The following is a 16,880-nucleotide window of genomic DNA, read 5'->3' on the forward strand; positions in this document are numbered from 1 at the left end:
ACGCTCGCAGAAAGTGCTTGCGAAATAAACATGGACAAACCGCCCGATTGGCAGATAATTCGAATCGGATGGAAAACGGGGACCAGAAATGCACGCGATCACGCTCGATGCCACCGACTGCCGGATTCTGGCGGTACTGCAGGAGGAGGGCAGAATCAGCAATCTCGACCTGGCGGAACGGATCTCGCTTTCGCCATCCGCCTGTTTGCGCCGGATGCGCCTGCTCGAGGAGCAGGGCGTGATCGAGCACTATCGCGCGTGCCTGAGCCGCGAGAAGCTCGGTTTCGAACTCGAGGCGTTCGTGCAGGTGTCGATGCGCAATGAAGAGAATCAATGGCACGAGCGCTTCGCGGAAGCGCTGCGCGAATGGCCCGAGGTGGTCGGCGCGTTCGTCGTGACGGGCGAGAGCCACTATCTGCTGCGCGTGCTCGCGCACAACCTCAAGCACTATTCGGATTTCGTGCTGAATCGGCTCTACAAGGCGCCGGGCGTGATGGACATCCGGTCGAACATCGTGCTTCAGACGCTGAAGGACGAAGCGGGCGCGCCGGTCGGGCTGGCGCGCATGGGGGCGATCAAAGCGGTGTGAGGCCGTGGAAGCCGCCGCCGTGGAACACGAGCGGCGGTGCGGCATCCGATACGGCACGCACGCCGCAGCGTTCCACTTCGCCGACGAAGATCACATGATCGCCTTCGTCGTAGCGGCTGCGGTTGTGGCATTCGAACCACGCGAGCGCGCCGTCGAGCACCGGCATCCCCGAGTTGCCGGCCGCGTGCGCGATCCCTTCGAAGCGGTCGCCCTTGTAGGTCGAGAAGCGCTTGCACAGGTCGAGTTGCGACGCCGCGAGCACGTTCACCACGTAATGGCTGTTGCTGCGGAATACCGGCGTCGACGCCGATTTGTGCGCGAGACTCCACAGCACGAGCGGCGGATCGAGCGACACCGAGTTGAACGAGCTCGCGGTGATGCCGATCAGCTGCCCGGACGGCGCACGCGTCGTGATGACGGTGACGCCGGTCGCGAACTGGCCGAGCGCCTGGCGAAAGGCGGCCGAATCGAAATCGGGTGGAGTGGCATGCTTCATCGGGCGGCCATCCGGATCGAAACGGACAGGCGCGGCGCGCGGCGGGTGCGGGGGGCGCGGCGGACGAAAGGCGGCAAGGCCAGGGCGGTCGGTCGGGAAGTGGTGCGCATGGCGCGATTTTAGCGGAATCGTGACCGCCGGGCCCGTGCGGACGGTGGATTGCGGGGCCAGCGCGAGGTAACGAACATTGTCGCGCGGCGCTGCAATCGTGCCCGCAGCGGCGTTTCCGTCGTGTTTTGTTACGCCCTTGCGGCGGCCCGCCCATCGGGTACGCCGTCAGCCACATCATGAATCATGCGCGAGCGCCGCGGCAGTCGCCGCGTTGCGCTACCGCGCCGCCGCCAGCCCGAGCGACAGCGCGCCCGTCAGGATCAGGCTCGACGCCCACACCGCATCGAGGTTGAACCAGCTCCGCGCGACGAACTTCAGCCCGAGATAGCGGTACACCAGCCATGCGAGCACGCCGCCCGCGCCGATCATCGCGGCCGCGTGCACGGCCGCGACGACGAGCGCCATCCCGAGATGCGCATCGACGAGCGTGGCCGCCGCGCGATGGCCGGCGTCGGTGTCGAGCCCGCAAAGCCCCAGATAGATCGGCACCAGCATCAGCCCCGCGCCATGCGCGAGCGCGACCGCGAACGACCACAGCCCGAGCCGCGCGGGCGGAATCCGCGCGAGCGCGCGCGGGTGGCGCCGCCGGATCAGCAGCGCCGCGCCGAAGCCGATCACGAGCGCGCTCGCGCCGATCCGGATCGCCGACTGCCACGCGAGCAGCGCGGCGAGCAGCCCGAATGGCAGCATCACCATGAATACCGCAAGCGCATGGCCGAGCGCGAGATAGCCAAGCGCCGCGACGAGCGCGCCGCCGCGGCGCGTCATCAGCGCGTTCGACACCGCGAGCGGCCAGCCCATCGCCGGGTTGAGCCCGTGATAGACGCCGCTCGCGAGCACGGCCGCCCACAGCGCGAGCGGCGCGGAGAGGCCGGTGCTCAACGCTTGACCGACGGATAGCAGAACGAGTCGGTCGAGCAGTCGCCGCCTTCGAGCCGGATCTGGTGCGCGCGATAGCCGTCGGGGAAGTCGACCCAGTAGTCGTCGGCGAGCGTCAGCCCGCCGTCCGGCCCCGCATGCGCGAGCACCTGCGCGGCCGGCACGCCGTCCGGATAGAACTGGTCGTCCCACGTCGAGTACAGCGAGTTGGTCCAGTACACGCGCCGGCCGTCGCGGCTGATCTCGACCATCTGCGGGCCACCGGCGAACGCGCGGCCGTTTGTGTGCGGCGCGCGGCGCACGATCCCGCCGATGCGTACCGACCCCGCGAGCACCGGGTGATGCGGATCCGACACGTCGTACTGGCGCATCTCGCCGGTCCCCCAGCACGACACGTACAGGAAGCGGTCGTCGAGCGACAGGTCGATGTCGGTCACGAGCGGCGGCACCGCGCCGAATCCCTTGAGCAGCGGCGGGAGTTCGTCGGCGGCGGCCGGTTCGGGCGGAATCGTCGCGGTCTTCTTCACATGGAACTGGCCGTCCTCGCGCCACCAGGTCCAGATCGACCCTTCGAGATTGGTCGTGTCGACCACGACGCCGACGAACCCGTATTCGCGCACCGGATCGTGCGCGGGCCGCACCTCGAGCGCCATCTGGTGGTGCGCGCCGAGATCGATCGTCTGCACGTTGCGCCGCGCGCGCAGGTCCCAGAAATGCAGCCGGTGGCCGTACCGGTTCGCGAGCAGGTCTTCCGGCACGATGCCGTTCTCGAATTGCGGCGGCAGCGCCCATTCGCTCGACACCATGTAGTCGCGCGGCAGGTTCCACCAGAAGTCGTAATGCTTGTCCTGCGGGCCGCGATCGATTTCCCAGCGGCCGAGCACGTCGAAGGTCTCGCAGTCCATGATGAAGATGCCGGGCGCGCCGTCGGTGCCGTCCTTGCCCGCGCCGCCAAGCGTGCTCACGTAGATGCCCTCGGGGCCGCAGTGGACCGTATGCGGCCGCGAATAGCCGGTCTTCGCGAACACCTCGTCGGGCTCGATGATCTTGTGGATGCGCGCCTGCGTCGGGTGCGGCTTCGTGTCGATCACGTAGATCCGCGACGAGCGCAGGCCCGGGATGATCAGGAAGCGGCGCTCGAGGAACGCGTGACCGGTCAGCGGCGACAGCGACGACGAGCACGCATTCCAGCCGAAGTGGTGAAACTCGTCGCCGTTGTTCGGCATCGTCACGGTGTGCACGATCTTGCCGTAGGTCGCCGAGCCGGGTTTCACGTCGATCACGGCGAGCGCGTCGGGTCTGGAAAAATCGGGGCTCAGCAACAACGTATAGGCAAATTCTTCCGCCGGCGCCTGTATCGCGAGTTCCGGCGAAGCGTGAAATGTCGGGTCAGGCCGCATGCTCATCGTAGTGCCTCTCTCGGTGGTATCGGATCACGGGCGCACGGCCGTTCAGTGCGGACGTGCGGGTCGAACCGGTTGCGTGACGCGAATGCGCCGGCGGCCGCACGCATGTGCAGGGCGTGCGGTGCGGTGCATCAGATCGAAAAAGCGGAGAAACGCGGTGCACCGGGGCGCGGCGCAGCGGGCGCACGGCGACGTGAGGGTGCGGCGAAAGCGACGGCGCGCGCGGCACCGGCGATCGGGCCCGCCATGCGGACGATTTCTGCTGAGGCGTGCATATCGATGTTCCGGCAGATGATGTTGGCATCAGGGCGGGCATGCATCGGACGCTGCGTGCAGCCGGACGGTGTGCCGTCGCGGCGAAGCGTGCCTAAGTGTAGTCGAGAAACGTGCGGCCGGTGGTGCGCGGCGTGCGTGCGGTCCTGCCGGATTCGCGCGCGAGTGAGATACTTGGACGCTGCCGCTTCGCGCCGGGCAACCGGGCAGCGGCGATACGGACCGGCGGCGCCGGCGCGCGCCCGCGTGCCGGCCGCCGTCATCAACGAGGTAATGAATTCATGGTGAACGAGATGCTTGAAACCGCGACTGTGGGCGGCGGGTGCTTCTGGTGCACGGAAGCCGTGTTTCTCGACGTCGACGGCGTGACGGCCGTCCAGTCGGGCTATGCAGGCGGCCATACGCGCAATCCCGGCTATCGCGACGTCTGCGACGGCGACACCGGTCACGCGGAGGTCGTCAACGTGACGTTCGATCCGGCGCGCATCGGTTATCGCGAGATCCTGGAGATCTTCTTCGCGACGCACGATCCGACCCAGCTGAACCGGCAGGGCAACGACGTCGGCACGCAATACCGTTCGGTCGTGTTCACGCATTCGGACGCGCAGCGCGACGTCGCGCTCGACGTGATCCGCGAACTGGAGCGCGAGCAGGTGTTCGGGCAGCCGATCGTCACGCAGGTCGTGCCGCTCGACGACAACTACTGGCCGGCCGAGGACTATCACCAGAACTATTACGCGCGCAATCCGGGGCAGGGCTACTGCTCGGTCGTGATCGGGCCGAAGCTCGCGAAATTCCGCCAGAAGTTCTCGCACCGGCTGAAGTCGCTGCGCGGCGCGTAATCGGCGCATCCGTCCGCAAGCGGCGCGGGCACCCGCGCCGCGCCCCCTACGCCCCCTACGCCGCCTCGCTGCGCCAGTGCGCGCACGCGGCGGCGATCTCGCGCGCGAGCGCGAGGCACGACAGCGGCGCGGAGCCTTCCGCCTTGTTGTTGATCGTGATGATCACCGGCTGTCCGGCCAGCGCGTAGCGCGCGGCCAGCTCGGCGAGCGCCGAGCGCGTGGCCGGATCCTCGTCGACGAGCTTGTCGAACGGCTCGTACTTTGCTTTTGCCTGTTCGTACTTGAACCCGCCGTGCAGGCTCCAGCGCACGATCAGCGGGCCCGGCGCATCGCCGTCGAGCAGCGCGAGCGCGGCCGCCTGGCGCAGCGGGTCGGGCATCCGTGCATGCAGGCCGACGCAGTAGCGCACGCCGAGCGCCGCGAGCGCGCGGATGAAGCGCGGCGTGAGCAGGCTCGCGTCGCGGATCTCGATCGCGTAGCGCGTGCCGTCGGCGTCGAGCGGCAACGGCGGCAGTGCCGCGAAGAACGCCGACAGCCGGTCGATCAGCGCGGCCGGTTCGGCGAGCAGTTGATCGGGCATCGGGGAAAACTGGAACACCAGCACACCGGCCTTCCTGCCGAGCCCTTCGAGGCACGGCTGCACGAATTCCCGGGTGGCGAGCGGCGCGTCGAGGAAAGTCGGGTTCGGGCCCGACGGCTCGCCGCGCCGGCCGCGCACGACCGCGTCGGTGACGGACGCCGGTGCCTTCACGACGAAGCGGAAGTCGTCCGGTACCTGTTGCGCGTAGCGCAGGTAGTCGGCCACCGACAGCGGCCCGTAGAACGACCGGTCGAGGCTCACGCTCTTCAGCAGCGGATGCGCGCCGTACGCCTCGAGCCCTTCGCGCGACAGTTTCGTCTGCGCGAAGTCGCCGTCGTAGACGATGCCGTCCCAGCCGGGGAAATACCACGACGACGTGCCGAGCCGCACATTCGGCGGCAGCGCGGCCGCCGCGTCGGCGACTTCCGCGGAAACCGGTGCGGGCGGCACGCCGCGCCGGCGCCGGCCTTTCTTCGGCGGCGCGGCCGGCGGGGACGGCTCGTCCCACAGCAGGCCGGAGGCGGGGGGCGGTTCCGGTTCCTGATCGGCGGAAGGGCGGGGTGATGCACGGCCTGCGCGCGCGGGCGACTTTGCAGGTTGCGCGGCGACGCGCTCGTCCGGCGTCACGCGGTCGCCGGCGCCGGCAGGGTGGTCGTCTTCCGCGGGCGCAGCCGCGCGCGCGTCGTCGGGCGTCGTGCCGAACAGGTCGAACTGCCCGTCGGCGTGCGACTCGTCCGGTTCGTCGCGCTGCTGTCGTTGCGGCGGCGTGTTGCGCCGCGTCCTGCCGTCACCCATGCCTGCCCAGCGTGAAGTGCCGCCTAGCGCGGCAGCGGGTTTTCGTACATGTAGCGCCGCGACCACGGCAGCGTTTTCGCGCTGCGTCCGGCCTTGCGGCACACGATCTGGAAGATCGACACGTCGTCGTGCTCGAACGCATACGCGCAACCGGCGAGGTACACGCGCCAGATGCGGAATTTTTCGTCGTCGACGAGCGCGCGCGCCTGTTCCGCCTTCGCCTCGAAGTTCTCGGTCCAGATCTCGAGCGTGCGCGCATAGTGCCGCCGCAGGCTTTCGACGTCAATCGCCTCGAGCCCGCCGCGCTGCGCCGCTTCGAGCGCGAGGCTGATGTGCGGCAGCTCGCCGTCCGGGAACACGTAGCGGTCGATGAATTCGCCGCCGCCGAGCGCCGTTTCGCCGCTTTCCGCGTCGGTCGACGTAATCCCGTGGTTCATCGCGATGCCGTCGTCGGTCAGCAGGTCGTGCACGCGCGAGAAATAGAGCGGCAGGTTCTTGCGTCCGACGTGCTCGAACATCCCGACGCTCGTGATGCGGTCGAACTGCCCGTCGATCTCGCGGTAGTCCTGCAGGCGGATCTCGATCTTGTCCTCGAGCCCGGCGGCCTTCACGCGCGCGGTCGCGAGATCGAACTGGTTCTGCGACAGCGTCACGCCCAGGCACGTCGCGCCGAACTTCTGCGCGGCGCGCAGCACGAGCGCGCCCCAGCCGCAGCCGATGTCGAGCAGGCGCTGGCCGGGCTCGAGCTGGATCTTGGTCAGGATGTGGTCGATTTTCTTGATCTGCGCGGTCGCGAGATCCTCGTCGCCGTTCTCGAAGTATGCGCACGAGTACACCATGTTCTCGTCGAGCCACAGCTGGTAGAACGCGTTCGAGACGTCGTAGTGATACTGGATCGCCTTCCTGTCGGTGCTCTTCGTGTGATTGAAGTAGCGCCTCACGCGCGCGAGCTTGCTCGCGCTGGTGACCGTGCTGCGCGCGAGCGAATAGCTGATGTTGATGATGTCCGACAGCCGGCCTTCGATGTCGATCTTGCCCTTCACGTACGCCTCGCCGAGATTGTCGAGGCTCGGTTCGAGCAGGAGCGGCAACGCCGACGCGCTGTTGACCTTCAGCGTGACCTGCGGTGCACTGAAGGTGCCGAAATCGAGTTGATCGCCGTTCCACAGCACGAGGCGCGCCGGTATGTTCGCCTTCGCTCGTACATCGTCCGCCCACTGTGCCAGCTTCTTTTCCCAGAACATTTGGAATCTCCGTTTGTTCGTTGAATCGAATACAGCCAAGTATCTTGACCGGCGCCCGCCTCTCGCGAGGCGGGCGCCCGGATGCAACACGAGACACGACCGGCGAGCGCCGGCACCGCGGCCGCGGTTCGGCTTACGGCGACAGGCGCGAGATCGTCCAGCCAGACACCGCCGCGGCGTCGCGCGTATAGAGCAGGCGGTCGTGCAGCCGCGACGGGCGGCCCTGCCAGAACTCGATCGCGTCGGGCACGACGCGATAGCCGCCCCAGTGCGGCGGCCGTGGCGGGTTCTCGCCGTAGCGTTCGGCGACTTCCTTCTCGCGCGCTTCGAGTGTCGCGCGGCTGTCGATCACGGCGCTCTGATCGGACGCCCACGCACCGATGCGCGAGCCGAGCGGGCGCGACGCGAAATAGCGGTCGCTTTCGTCGGCGCTGGTTTTCTCGATCCGGCCTTCGATGCGCACCTGGCGCTCGAGCTCGATCCAGTAGAACAGCAGCGCCGCGTGCGGATGGGCGGCGAGATCGCGGCCCTTGCGGCTTTCGTAATTGGTAAAGAAGACGAACCCGCGTTCGTCGACGCCCTTGATGAGCACAATTCGGGCCGACGGCCGACCGTTGTCGCCGACGGTGGCGAGCGTCATCGTATTGGGCTCGGGGAGCTTGGCGGCGAGCGCCTCCTTGAACCAGCGATCGAACTGGGCGAAGGGGTCGGGGGCGGCATCGGCTTCGTCGAGCGAAGCACGCGAATAGTTGATGCGGAGATCGGCGAGAGTCGTCATGTTATGCAAACGCTTCAATCTGGGGCCAGTATAGCGAACGCGCGAGAATCGTGCGTGCACAGTGGCGCGTGTCGACGGGGAGTTCAGGCAAAATAGAGGGCTGCTCGACTTACGTTTTCCTTGCTGCCATGTCCGCTGCCGACACTGCCCCGCCCAGTTCCTCTGATCTTACCCCGACCCCGACAATCCAGCTTGACGTGGATCGCGAACGCCGCTTCGGCGGCATCGCGCGGCTGTACGGAGCCCCTGGGCTCGCCGCGTTCGAGGGTGCGCACGTTGCCGTGATCGGCATCGGCGGCGTCGGATCGTGGACGGCCGAGGCGCTCGCGCGCAGCGCGATCGGCACGCTGACGCTGATCGATCTCGACAACGTCGCCGAAAGCAATACGAACCGGCAGATCCACGCGCTCGACGGCAATTACGGCAAGCCGAAGGTCGACGCGATGGCCGAGCGGATCGCGCTGATCGATCCCGCGTGCCGCGTGAACCGGATCGAGGATTTCGCGGAACCCGACAACTTCGACGCGCTGCTCGGCGGCGGCTTCGACTACGTGATCGACGCGATCGACAGCGTGCGCACGAAGGTCGCGCTGATCGCCTGGTGCATCGCGAAAGGGCAGCCGCTCGTCACGGTCGGCGGCGCGGGCGGGCAGCTCGACCCGACGCGCATCCGCATCGACGATCTCGCGCTGACGATCCAGGATCCGCTGTTGTCGAAAGTGCGCGCGCAGCTGCGCAAGCAGCACGGCTTTCCGCGCGGGCCGAAGGCGCGCTTCAAGGTCAGCGCCGTGTATTCGGACGAGCCGCTGATCTATCCGGAAGCGGCCGCTTGCGACATCGAGGACGGTGCCGAACCGTCCGCCGCCGCGCATGTCGCGGGGCTCAACTGCGCGGGGTTCGGTTCGAGCGTGTGCGTGACCGCGAGCTTCGGTTTCGCGGCCGCCGCGCATGCGCTGCGGGCGATCGCCGCGCGGGCGGCGGGCTGATCGGGGAGCCGATCGACACGCAGGGGAATGTTGCGGCGCGGCAGGCCCGCCGCGCGCCGCGCGTGACAAGGCGATTCGGCCGGGCCATCGCGGCCCGGCCGGTCGCTCGTCAGTTGAGCGCCATGCTCAGCTTGCGCCGCCATGCGGCGACGAGTTCGGGGCGATCGCCCGCCAGCTCGAACACCGAGATCATCGTGCGGCGGCCGAGGTCGTCGCCATACGCGCGGTCGCGCAACACGATTTCCAGCAACTGCTCGAGCGCTCCTTCGTACGCGCGTCGTGCGATCAGGCTCTGTGCGAGGTCGAAGCGTGCTTCGAGATCGGCGGGGTTCGCTTCGATGCGTGCTTCGAGCGCATCGGTCGGCGGCAGGTCGGCCGTCGCGTCGAGCGCATCGAAACGGGTCTTGATGGCCTGGTAGCGCGGATCGGCAGCCTGCACGGTCTGCGGCGACAGGCGCTCGGCCTCGGCGCGCGCGGCGTCCACCTCGTTGTTCGCGAGCAGCAGTTCGATCAGGTCGAGCCGCGCGTCGTCGAAACCGGGGGTCAGCGCGAGCGCCGCCTCGAGGTGGGTAATCGCATCGTCGTAGCGCGACTCGGCGATCGCGTATTGCGCGGCGCGGCGTTCGGCTTCGTCGGGCGCCGGCAGCAGCCGGTCGAGGAACGCGCGCAACTGGCCCTCCGGCAGCACGCCGATGAACTGGTCGACCGGGCGCCCGTCGGCGAACGCGATCACATGCGGGATGCTGCGTGTCTGGAAGTGCGCGGCGAGCTCCTGGTTCTCGTCGACGTTCACCTTCACGAGTTTCCAGCGGCCTTCGTAATCGGCTTCGAGCTTTTCGAGCAGCGGACCGAGCGTCTTGCAGGGGCCGCACCACGGCGCCCAGAAGTCGACCAGCACGGGCGTGTCCAGCGACGCCTCGATGACGTCTTTCTCGAAAGTGGCAAGCGTGGTGTCCATGTCGTTCTCTTCCGTTCGAATGTCGTCAGGATGGGGGCGGCGCGCCCGTTTTTCAACGCGGCTTCGATTCGGGCAGCGGAATCCACTCGGTTTCGCCGGGCACCTTGCCCATTTCCTGGTTCGTCCACGCCTGTTTCGCGCGCTCGATCGCGTCGCGGCTACTGGCGACGAAGTTCCATTCGATGAAGCGTTCGCCGTCGATCTTGTCGCCGCCCAACAGCATCGCGCGCGCGCCGTTGCCGCTCGCGAGCGTGACGGTGGCGCCGGGCGCGAGCACGGCCATCTGCTCGGCCGGCACCGGCGTGCCGTCGATCGAGAGGTCGCCGCCGACCACGTAGATCGCGCGCTCCTCGTGCGACGCGTCGAGTTCGAGGCTGCCGCCGGCCGCGAATTCCGCGGCGACATACAGCGTGCGCGAGAACGTCGTGACGGGCGAGCGCAGGCCGAACGCATCGCCGGCGATCACCGTCAGCGACACGCCGTCCTCGTTGCGCTTCGGCAGCGTGTCGGCCGCATGGTGTTCGAACGACGGCTCGGTGGTTTCGTGGGCGACGGGCAGCGCGACCCAGGTCTGGATCCCGTGCACGGTATGGCCGCGCTCGCGCTGCGCGTCGGGCGTGCGCTCCGAGTGCACGATGCCGCGGCCGGCCGTCATCCAGTTCACGTCGCCCGGCACGATTTCCTGCAGCGAGCCGAGGCTGTCGCGGTGCAGGATCGCGCCGTCGAACAAATAGGTGACGGTGGCCAGCCCGATGTGCGGATGCGGGCGCACGTCGAGCCCGGTGCCGGCCGGCAGCGTCGCGGGGCCCATGTGATCGAAGAAGATGAACGGGCCGACAAGGCGCGCGGCGAGCGCGGGCAGCGTGCGGCGCACCTGCAGGTTGCCGATGTCGCGGATGTGCGGCTTCAGCAGGGCTTTGATCGGAGCGGTCATGGCGGGCCTCGCGGGCAACAGCTGGAATGCCGGTCATTGTACTGGCGGCACGGCGGCGACGCGCGCAACGCGGGGCGCAAGCACCCGACGGCGGTGCCGGCGCAAGCGGGCACGCGCGATGCGGCTCCCGCTGCCGTTTCGTTGCCGCATGTTGCAGATTCCATGCGCGCCGCGCGGGTATCGGGCCGCACGGCGAAATTCGGTAGACTGGCCGGCTGCGGAAACCATCCGACAATTGAGGAGACGCCGATGATGGCCCCGAAGGACTTGCTGCTCGCGCTGGTCGTGATCCTGGCGTGGGGCGTGAACTTCGTCGTGATCAAGGTCGGCCTGCATGGCATGCCGCCGATGCTGCTCGGTGCGCTGCGCTTCACGCTCGCGGCGGTGCCCGCGGTGTTCTTCGTGCGCCGGCCGCAGATTCCGTGGCGCATGCTGATCCTGTACGGCGCGACGATCCAGCTCGGCCAGTTCGTGTTCCTGTTCACCGGCATGTACGTGGGCATGCCGGCCGGCCTCGCGTCGCTCGTGCTGCAGTCGCAGGCATTCTTCACGCTGGTGTTCGCGATGCTGTTCCTCGGCGAGCGGCTGCGCGTGCAGAACCTGGTCGGGCTCGCGATCGCCGCGGCCGGGCTCGCCCTGATCGCGGCGCAGGGCGGCCGCGCGATGACGTTCGCGGGCTTCCTGCTGACCATCTGCTCGGCCGCGATGTGGGCGTTCGGCAACATCGTCACGAAGAAGGTGGGCAAGGCGAACCTGGTGTCGCTCGTCGTGTGGGCGAGCCTCGTGCCGCCCGTGCCGTTCTTCCTGCTGTCGCTGTGGTTCGAGGGGCCGCAGCGGATCGAGGCCGCGTTGCTCGGGCTGAACGGCGCGTCGATTTTCGCGGTCGTCTATCTCGCGTTCGTCGCGACACTCGTCGGCTACGGCTTGTGGAGCCGCCTGATGTCGCGCTATCCGGCCGCACAGGTCGCGCAGTTCTCGCTGCTGGTGCCGATCGTCGGGCTCGCGTCGTCGGCGCTGCTGCTCGACGAGCATCTGACGGACGTGCAGCTGATCGGCGCCGCGCTCGTGATGGGCGGGCTCGCGGTGAACGTGTTCGGCGGGAAGCTGGTGCGCCGTTTCGCGGCGTCGTGACGCGCCGGCACGCAGCGCGTGCCGGCGGCGGGGGAGGGTGGCCCGTCAGGCCATCCGGCTCTTCGCGAGCGGCGGATTCGCGGCGAAGTAACGCTTGATGCCGCGGAAGATCGCGTCGGCCATCTGGTCGCGATAGCTGTCGTCGTTCAGCCGGCTCTCCTCTTCCGGGTTGCTGATGAACGCGGTCTCGACGAGGATCGACGGAATGTCGGGCGCCTTCAGCACCGCGAATCCGGCCTGCTCGACCGAGCCCTTGTGCAGCTTGTTGATGCCGCCGACTTCCTTCAGCACGTAGTTGCCGTAGCGCAGCGAATCGCGGATCTGCGCGGTCGTCGACATGTCGAACAGCGCGCGGCTGACGGCCGCGTCCTGCGTCTTGATGTTGATGCCGCCGATCAGGTCGGACGAGTTTTCCTTGTTCGCGAGCCAGCGCGCCGCGGCGCTCGACGCACCGTGGTCGGACAGCGCGAACACCGACGAGCCTCGCGCGGACGGCGTCGTGAACGCATCGGCGTGGATCGACACGAAGAGATCCGCGCCGACGCGGCGCGCCTTCTGCACGCGCACGTTCAGCGGGACGAAGAAGTCGGCGTCGCGCGTCATCATCGCGCGCATGTTCGGCGCGCCGTCGATCTTCGCGCGCAGCTTCTTCGCGATGTCGAGCGCGACGTGCTTCTCGTACGTACCGCCGCCGCCGATCGCGCCCGGATCCTCGCCGCCGTGGCCCGGATCGATCGCGACCGTCAAGAGGCGCACGGTGCCGCCCTTGCCGGATTTCGGCGCAGTGAACCTGTAGGTGTCGCCGTCGTCCTCGCTGTCTTCGCGACGCGCGATGACGGGCGGCGGCTTGACGGCCGGCTTCGCGGGCGTGGAAGGCGTGGCGGCGGCTTGCGGCGTGCGCGGCGTCGCCGGCGTGTTCTGCGCGAAGCGCTGGAAGAACGCGTCGCTGTTGTCGCCCGCGGTGGGCGGCGGCGCGGCCGGGCCCGCGAGCGCGGTCGGCGGCTGCATCTGCTGTGCGCGCGCGGAGTCGTTGAGCGCCTGTTCCTTGCGCTCCGTCTGCGCGATCAGGTCGGTCAGCGGATCGGGCGCGACGGCCGGATACAGGTCGAACACGAGCCGGTACTTGTAGGTGCCCACCGGCGGCAGCGTGAACACCTGCGGCTTCACCGAGCCTTTCAGGTCGAACACCATCCGCACGACGTGCGGCTGATACTGGCCGACGCGCACCGACTGGATCTGCGGATCGTTCGGCGCGATCTTCGACACGAGGTCGCGCAGCGCCTGGTCGAGATCGAGCCCGTTCAGGTCGACGACGAGCCGGTCGGGCCCCTGCAACAGCTGTTGGCTATTCTGCAGCGGCTGGTCGGATTCGATCGTGACGCGCGTGTAATCGCGCGCCGGCCACACGCGCACGCCGAGCACCGACGACGCGTGCGCGAGGCGCGGCGCGACGAGACCGAGCACCAGCGTCGACGCGCCCGCGCGCAGGATCTGGCGGCGCCGCCAGTTGTGCGTCGCGGTGGCCGCCGATTCGATCGAGCGGAACGGTTTGATCAACATCTTTCGAGACATGCCTTTCCTGAAGCGCTGTACGCCCGGACGGTGAGGGCGCGGCCGTCGCCATCAATGTCGAGCGAGAAAACCAGATCGGGCACGCCGAGCAGGGTGCCCGCCTGTTGCGGCCATTCGACGAGGCAGATCGCGCTGGAATTGAAATATTCGCGAAAGCCTGCGTCGGACCACTCGGCCGGATCGTTGAATCGATACAGATCGAAGTGATAGACCTCAAGTTCCCCGTCGCCGCGCGCGAATGCGTACGGTTCGACGAGCGTGTAGGTCGGGCTGCGTACGCGTCCCGGGTGGCCGAGGCCGCGCAGGATCGCGCGCACGAGGGTCGTCTTGCCCGCGCCGAGGTCGCCGATCAGCTGGATCTGCAGTCCGTCGAACGCGTGTGCATGGGCGAGTTCGCCGCGTGCCGCGTCGAGCGCGTGCGCGAAGCGGGTGCCGAAGGCCTCGGTCGCCGCTTCGTCGGCGAGTGCGATCACGCGCTCCGCGAGCGGGGCAGGCAGCGTGTCGGCATGAGGCGTATGGGACGTGGCTGGCATTCTCGTAAAATAGTGCGATGAACCGATTACCGGAACTCGCCGCATCCGACAGGCCTTCGACTCGTGCCGAAGGCGCGGCGCCGTGCGCGCTCGATGATGCGACGTTGACTGCGCTCGCCGCGCGCATCAGGGCGTGGGGGCGCGAATTGGGTTTCGGGGCGATCGGCATCAGCGATACCGATCTCTCGGATGCCGAAGCAGGCCTCGCCGCCTGGCTGGAAGCCGGGTACCACGGCGAAATGGATTATATGGCGAAACACGGGATGAAACGCGCGCGGCCGGCCGAACTTGTGGCCGGTACGCGACGCGTGATCTCCGCGCGGCTCGCCTATCTGCCGGCCCGGACACTCGCCGCCGACGGTCCCGCTGCATCATCTGGCGCGCTCGCGCCGCAGGACTGGCGCGCACGCGAGCGCGCGCGTCTCGACGATCCTCAGGCGGCCGTCGTGTCGATCTACGCACGCGGCCGCGACTATCACAAGGTGCTGCGCAACCGGCTGCAGACGCTCGCGGAACGCATCGAGCACGAGATCGGCGCATTCGGCTACCGCGTGTTCACCGATTCGGCACCGGTGCTCGAGGTCGAACTCGCGCAGAAGGCCGGGGTCGGCTGGCGCGGCAAGCATACGCTGTTGCTGCAGCGCGACGCGGGTTCGCTGTTCTTCCTCGGCGAGATCTACGTCGACGTGCCGCTGCCGACCGACGCGCAAACGGCGCCCGACAGCGCGCCCGAGACGCCCGGCGCGCACTGCGGCAGCTGCACGCGCTGCATCGGCGCATGTCCGACCGGTGCGATCGTCGAACCGTATCGCGTCGACGCGCGCCGCTGCATCTCGTACCTGACGATCGAACTGAAAGGCAGCATTCCGGAGCCGCTGCGGCCGATGATCGGCAACCGCGTGTACGGCTGCGACGACTGCCAGCTCGTGTGTCCGTGGAACAAGTTCGCGCAGGCCGCGCCCGTCGCCGATTTCGACGTGCGGCACGGGCTCGACCGCGCGACTCTCGTCGAGCTGTTCGGTTGGGACGCCGACGCATTCGATACGCGGATGCAGGGCAGCGCGATCCGGCGCATCGGTTACGAAAGCTGGCTGCGCAATCTCGCGGTCGGGCTCGGCAATGCGTTGCGCGCGCCGGCCGATCGGCTCGCGCCCGATGCGCGCGACGCGATCGTCGCCGCGTTGCGCGCGCGGGCCGACGATCCGTCGCCGGTCGTGCGCGAGCATGTCGAATGGGCGCTGCGTGCCGCATGAAGGCGGCGTAAAGTGTCGTCGGCGCGCGGCGGCGCCGCGCGTTTCACCGGTGAGGAGAAGGTCATGTTCAACGCAGTCATCGACGCACCGTTCGGCAAGGTCGGCATCCGCACCGATGCCGCGGTGGTGCGCGAGATCGTCTATCTGCCCGAGTCGGTCAAGTCGGTCGATCCGGATTCGCCGCTCGCGAAGCGCGCGGTCAAGCAGATCGAACGTTATTTCGAGCGTGCATCGGCACGCTTCGACCTGCCGCTCGCCGACGTCGGCAGTGCCTTCCAGCATCGCGTGTGGAACGTGATCAGCGACATTCCGCCGGGCACGGTGCTGACCTACGGACAGGTCGCGAAGCGGATCGGCAGCGCGCCGCGCGCGGTCGGCCAGGCGTGCGGCGCGAACTACTTCCCGCTCGTGATCCCGTGTCATCGCGTCGTCGCGGCAGGCGGCCTCGGCGGCTTCGCGAACCACGACGACAATGGCTATTACCAGAAAGTGAAGCGCTGGCTGCTGGCGCACGAAGGCGTGCCGTACCGATGAGTGAACCGTTGCTTTCCCCCGACTCCGCGTCCGACGCCACCGGCGACGAGGCCGCGGTATCGCCCGCGCTGCTCGCGAGCCGCGCGTCGATCGACGTGTTCTGCGACGCGCTGTGGCTCGAGCACGGGCTCGCGCGCAATACACTCGATGCGTACCGGCGCGATCTGATGCTGTTTTCGCAATGGCTGGCCGCGACGCACGATACGTCGCTTGACTCGGCCGACGAAACGATGGTGACCGGCTACATCGCCGCGCGCAGCGACGGCAAGGCGACATCGTCGAACCGGCGGCTATCGGTGTTCCGTCGCTATTACGGCTGGGCCGTGCGCGAGGATCGTGCGAGCGCGGACCCGACGCTGCGGATCACGTCGGCGAGGCAGGCCGCGCGGTTTCCATCGACGCTGTCCGAGGCGCAGGTCGAGGCGCTGCTCGGCGCGCCCGACATCGGCACGCCGCTCGGCCTGCGCGATCGCACGATGCTGGAGCTGATGTACGCGAGTGGCCTGCGCGTGAGCGAGCTCGTCACGCTGAAGACCGTCGAGGTCGGGCTCAACGAGGGTGTCGTGCGCGTGATGGGCAAGGGTTCGAAGGAACGGCTCGTGCCGTTCGGCGAAGTCGCGCACGGCTGGATCGAGCACTACCTGCGCGACGCGCGGCCGGCGCTGCTCGGCGCGCGCGCGGCCGACGCGCTGTTCGTGACCGCGCGCGGCGACGGGATGACGCGCCAGCAGTTCTGGAACATCATCAAGCGCCACGCGCAGCAGGCCGACGTGCGCGCGCACCTGTCGCCGCATACGCTGCGGCACGCGTTCGCGACGCACCTGCTGAACCACGGCGCCGACCTGCGCGTCGTGCAGCTGCTGCTCGGCCACAGCGACATCTCGACCACGCAGATCTACACGCACGTCGCGCGCGAGCGGCTGAAGACGCTGCACGCGCAACATCACCCGCGCGGCTAGCGCGGCGCGCGCCGGCCCATGCGCCGG

The 16,880-nt window shown here is 68.4% G+C and carries 17 protein-coding genes; 7 read left to right on the forward strand and 10 right to left on the reverse strand.

Features of this window, described 5'->3' with window-relative positions:
• The first annotated feature begins 88 nt into the window (after positions 1 to 88).
• Entirely contained in the window at positions 89 to 589 is a 501-nt protein-coding gene (locus DIE06_RS07320) for an Lrp/AsnC family transcriptional regulator (protein WP_044844460.1), read from the forward strand.
• Here DIE06_RS07320 and DIE06_RS07325 read toward each other — a convergent pair.
• From DIE06_RS07325 to DIE06_RS07335, 3 genes are all read right to left on the reverse strand, one after another.
• Positions 576 to 1,085: a flavin reductase family protein gene (locus DIE06_RS07325; RefSeq protein ID WP_044844459.1), complete on the reverse strand. Its 510-nt coding sequence runs from the start codon at positions 1,083 to 1,085 to the stop codon at positions 576 to 578. The genes DIE06_RS07320 and DIE06_RS07325 overlap by 14 nt on opposite strands.
• A 327-nt stretch (positions 1,086 to 1,412) precedes the next feature.
• The gene (locus DIE06_RS07330; RefSeq protein ID WP_124660818.1) at positions 1,413 to 2,078 is read right to left on the reverse strand and encodes a hypothetical protein; all 666 of its coding nucleotides are present in this window, start codon (positions 2,076 to 2,078) and stop codon (positions 1,413 to 1,415) included.
• Positions 2,075 to 3,481, reverse strand: a complete 1,407-nt coding sequence (locus tag DIE06_RS07335) for a selenium-binding protein SBP56-related protein (RefSeq protein ID WP_124660819.1) — start codon at positions 3,479 to 3,481, stop codon at positions 2,075 to 2,077. The genes DIE06_RS07330 and DIE06_RS07335 overlap by 4 nt, the downstream gene beginning before the upstream one ends.
• Before the next feature lie 554 nt (positions 3,482 to 4,035).
• Here DIE06_RS07335 and msrA point away from each other — a divergent pair.
• Positions 4,036 to 4,596, forward strand: a complete 561-nt coding sequence (gene msrA / locus DIE06_RS07340; protein WP_059527848.1) for a peptide-methionine (S)-S-oxide reductase MsrA — start codon at positions 4,036 to 4,038, stop codon at positions 4,594 to 4,596.
• Between the two features lie 55 nt (positions 4,597 to 4,651).
• On the opposite strand, the gene DIE06_RS07345 is transcribed toward msrA, so the two are convergent.
• From DIE06_RS07345 to pdxH, 3 genes are all read right to left on the reverse strand, one after another.
• Positions 4,652 to 5,971: a DUF72 domain-containing protein gene (locus DIE06_RS07345; RefSeq protein ID WP_124660820.1), complete on the reverse strand. Its 1,320-nt coding sequence runs from the start codon at positions 5,969 to 5,971 to the stop codon at positions 4,652 to 4,654.
• A gap of 23 nt (positions 5,972 to 5,994) precedes the next feature.
• The gene (locus DIE06_RS07350) at positions 5,995 to 7,215 is read right to left on the reverse strand and encodes a cyclopropane-fatty-acyl-phospholipid synthase family protein (RefSeq protein WP_124660821.1); all 1,221 of its coding nucleotides are present in this window, start codon (positions 7,213 to 7,215) and stop codon (positions 5,995 to 5,997) included.
• 133 nt (positions 7,216 to 7,348) lie between these two features.
• Complete coding sequence (gene pdxH / locus DIE06_RS07355; protein WP_124660822.1) at positions 7,349 to 7,993, reverse strand: pyridoxamine 5'-phosphate oxidase; 645 nt, start codon at positions 7,991 to 7,993, stop codon at positions 7,349 to 7,351.
• Positions 7,994 to 8,121: 128 nt separating this feature from the next.
• Between pdxH and tcdA the strand changes: the two genes are divergently transcribed.
• Positions 8,122 to 8,979 carry a tRNA cyclic N6-threonylcarbamoyladenosine(37) synthase TcdA gene (gene tcdA, locus DIE06_RS07360; protein WP_124660823.1) on the forward strand — a complete coding sequence of 286 codons (858 nt, stop codon included), beginning with the start codon at positions 8,122 to 8,124 and terminating at the stop codon, positions 8,977 to 8,979.
• A gap of 109 nt (positions 8,980 to 9,088) precedes the next feature.
• Here tcdA and trxA read toward each other — a convergent pair whose 3' ends face one another.
• Positions 9,089 to 9,937 carry a thioredoxin gene (gene trxA, locus DIE06_RS07365; protein ID WP_124660824.1) on the reverse strand — a complete coding sequence of 283 codons (849 nt, stop codon included), beginning with the start codon at positions 9,935 to 9,937 and terminating at the stop codon, positions 9,089 to 9,091.
• 52 nt (positions 9,938 to 9,989) lie between these two features.
• Complete coding sequence (locus DIE06_RS07370) at positions 9,990 to 10,871, reverse strand: pirin family protein (protein WP_124660825.1); 882 nt, start codon at positions 10,869 to 10,871, stop codon at positions 9,990 to 9,992.
• A gap of 252 nt (positions 10,872 to 11,123) precedes the next feature.
• Here DIE06_RS07370 and DIE06_RS07375 point away from each other — a divergent pair, with 252 nt between their 5' ends.
• Positions 11,124 to 12,002: an EamA family transporter gene (locus DIE06_RS07375; protein WP_185733365.1), complete on the forward strand. Its 879-nt coding sequence runs from the start codon at positions 11,124 to 11,126 to the stop codon at positions 12,000 to 12,002.
• A gap of 45 nt (positions 12,003 to 12,047) precedes the next feature.
• On the opposite strand, the gene DIE06_RS07380 is transcribed toward DIE06_RS07375, so the two are convergent.
• Positions 12,048 to 13,574, reverse strand: a complete 1,527-nt coding sequence (locus DIE06_RS07380) for an N-acetylmuramoyl-L-alanine amidase (RefSeq protein ID WP_124660827.1) — start codon at positions 13,572 to 13,574, stop codon at positions 12,048 to 12,050.
• Positions 13,556 to 14,107, reverse strand: coding sequence for a tRNA (adenosine(37)-N6)-threonylcarbamoyltransferase complex ATPase subunit type 1 TsaE (tsaE, locus tag DIE06_RS07385; RefSeq protein WP_124660828.1), 552 nt, complete (start codon positions 14,105 to 14,107; stop codon positions 13,556 to 13,558). Before tsaE ends, DIE06_RS07380 begins: the two co-directional genes overlap by 19 nt.
• 17 nt (positions 14,108 to 14,124) lie before the next feature.
• Between tsaE and queG the strand changes: the two genes are divergently transcribed.
• The 3 genes from queG (at position 14,125) to xerD (ending at position 16,853) form a co-directional block, all read left to right on the forward strand.
• Positions 14,125 to 15,360 carry a tRNA epoxyqueuosine(34) reductase QueG gene (gene queG, locus DIE06_RS07390; RefSeq protein WP_124660829.1) on the forward strand — a complete coding sequence of 412 codons (1,236 nt, stop codon included), beginning with the start codon at positions 14,125 to 14,127 and terminating at the stop codon, positions 15,358 to 15,360.
• A gap of 63 nt (positions 15,361 to 15,423) precedes the next feature.
• Positions 15,424 to 15,894 (forward strand): methylated-DNA--[protein]-cysteine S-methyltransferase, encoded by a 471-nt coding sequence (locus DIE06_RS07395; protein WP_124660830.1) that lies wholly within the window; start codon positions 15,424 to 15,426, stop codon positions 15,892 to 15,894.
• Entirely contained in the window at positions 15,891 to 16,853 is a 963-nt protein-coding gene (gene xerD, locus DIE06_RS07400; RefSeq protein WP_124660831.1) for a site-specific tyrosine recombinase XerD, read from the forward strand. Before DIE06_RS07395 ends, xerD begins: the two co-directional genes overlap by 4 nt.
• Positions 16,854 to 16,880: the final 27 nt, after the last annotated feature.

This window comes from Burkholderia sp. Bp8998, from assembly GCF_003854235.1.
GTDB lineage: Bacteria > Pseudomonadota > Gammaproteobacteria > Burkholderiales > Burkholderiaceae > Burkholderia.

What these genes read in the sequence shown, in the direction of transcription:
- pdxH (WP_124660822.1), bottom strand. Translation starts at nt 7,993, where the DNA reads ATGACGACTCTCGCCGATCTCCGCATCAACTATTCGCGTGCTTCGCTC.
- queG (WP_124660829.1), top strand. Translation starts at nt 14,125, where the DNA reads ATGAACCGATTACCGGAACTCGCCGCATCCGACAGGCCTTCGACTCGT.
- DIE06_RS07345 (WP_124660820.1), bottom strand. Translation starts at nt 5,971, where the DNA reads ATGGGTGACGGCAGGACGCGGCGCAACACGCCGCCGCAACGACAGCAG.
- DIE06_RS07375 (WP_185733365.1), top strand. Translation starts at nt 11,124, where the DNA reads ATGGCCCCGAAGGACTTGCTGCTCGCGCTGGTCGTGATCCTGGCGTGG.
- DIE06_RS07380 (WP_124660827.1), bottom strand. Translation starts at nt 13,574, where the DNA reads ATGTCTCGAAAGATGTTGATCAAACCGTTCCGCTCGATCGAATCGGCG.
- DIE06_RS07325 (WP_044844459.1), bottom strand. Translation starts at nt 1,085, where the DNA reads ATGAAGCATGCCACTCCACCCGATTTCGATTCGGCCGCCTTTCGCCAG.
- msrA (WP_059527848.1), top strand. Translation starts at nt 4,036, where the DNA reads ATGGTGAACGAGATGCTTGAAACCGCGACTGTGGGCGGCGGGTGCTTC.
- trxA (WP_124660824.1), bottom strand. Translation starts at nt 9,937, where the DNA reads ATGGACACCACGCTTGCCACTTTCGAGAAAGACGTCATCGAGGCGTCG.
- tsaE (WP_124660828.1), bottom strand. Translation starts at nt 14,107, where the DNA reads ATGCCAGCCACGTCCCATACGCCTCATGCCGACACGCTGCCTGCCCCG.
- DIE06_RS07350 (WP_124660821.1), bottom strand. Translation starts at nt 7,215, where the DNA reads ATGTTCTGGGAAAAGAAGCTGGCACAGTGGGCGGACGATGTACGAGCG.
- xerD (WP_124660831.1), top strand. Translation starts at nt 15,891, where the DNA reads ATGAGTGAACCGTTGCTTTCCCCCGACTCCGCGTCCGACGCCACCGGC.
- DIE06_RS07370 (WP_124660825.1), bottom strand. Translation starts at nt 10,871, where the DNA reads ATGACCGCTCCGATCAAAGCCCTGCTGAAGCCGCACATCCGCGACATC.
- DIE06_RS07395 (WP_124660830.1), top strand. Translation starts at nt 15,424, where the DNA reads ATGTTCAACGCAGTCATCGACGCACCGTTCGGCAAGGTCGGCATCCGC.
- DIE06_RS07320 (WP_044844460.1), top strand. Translation starts at nt 89, where the DNA reads ATGCACGCGATCACGCTCGATGCCACCGACTGCCGGATTCTGGCGGTA.
- DIE06_RS07335 (WP_124660819.1), bottom strand. Translation starts at nt 3,481, where the DNA reads ATGAGCATGCGGCCTGACCCGACATTTCACGCTTCGCCGGAACTCGCG.
- tcdA (WP_124660823.1), top strand. Translation starts at nt 8,122, where the DNA reads ATGTCCGCTGCCGACACTGCCCCGCCCAGTTCCTCTGATCTTACCCCG.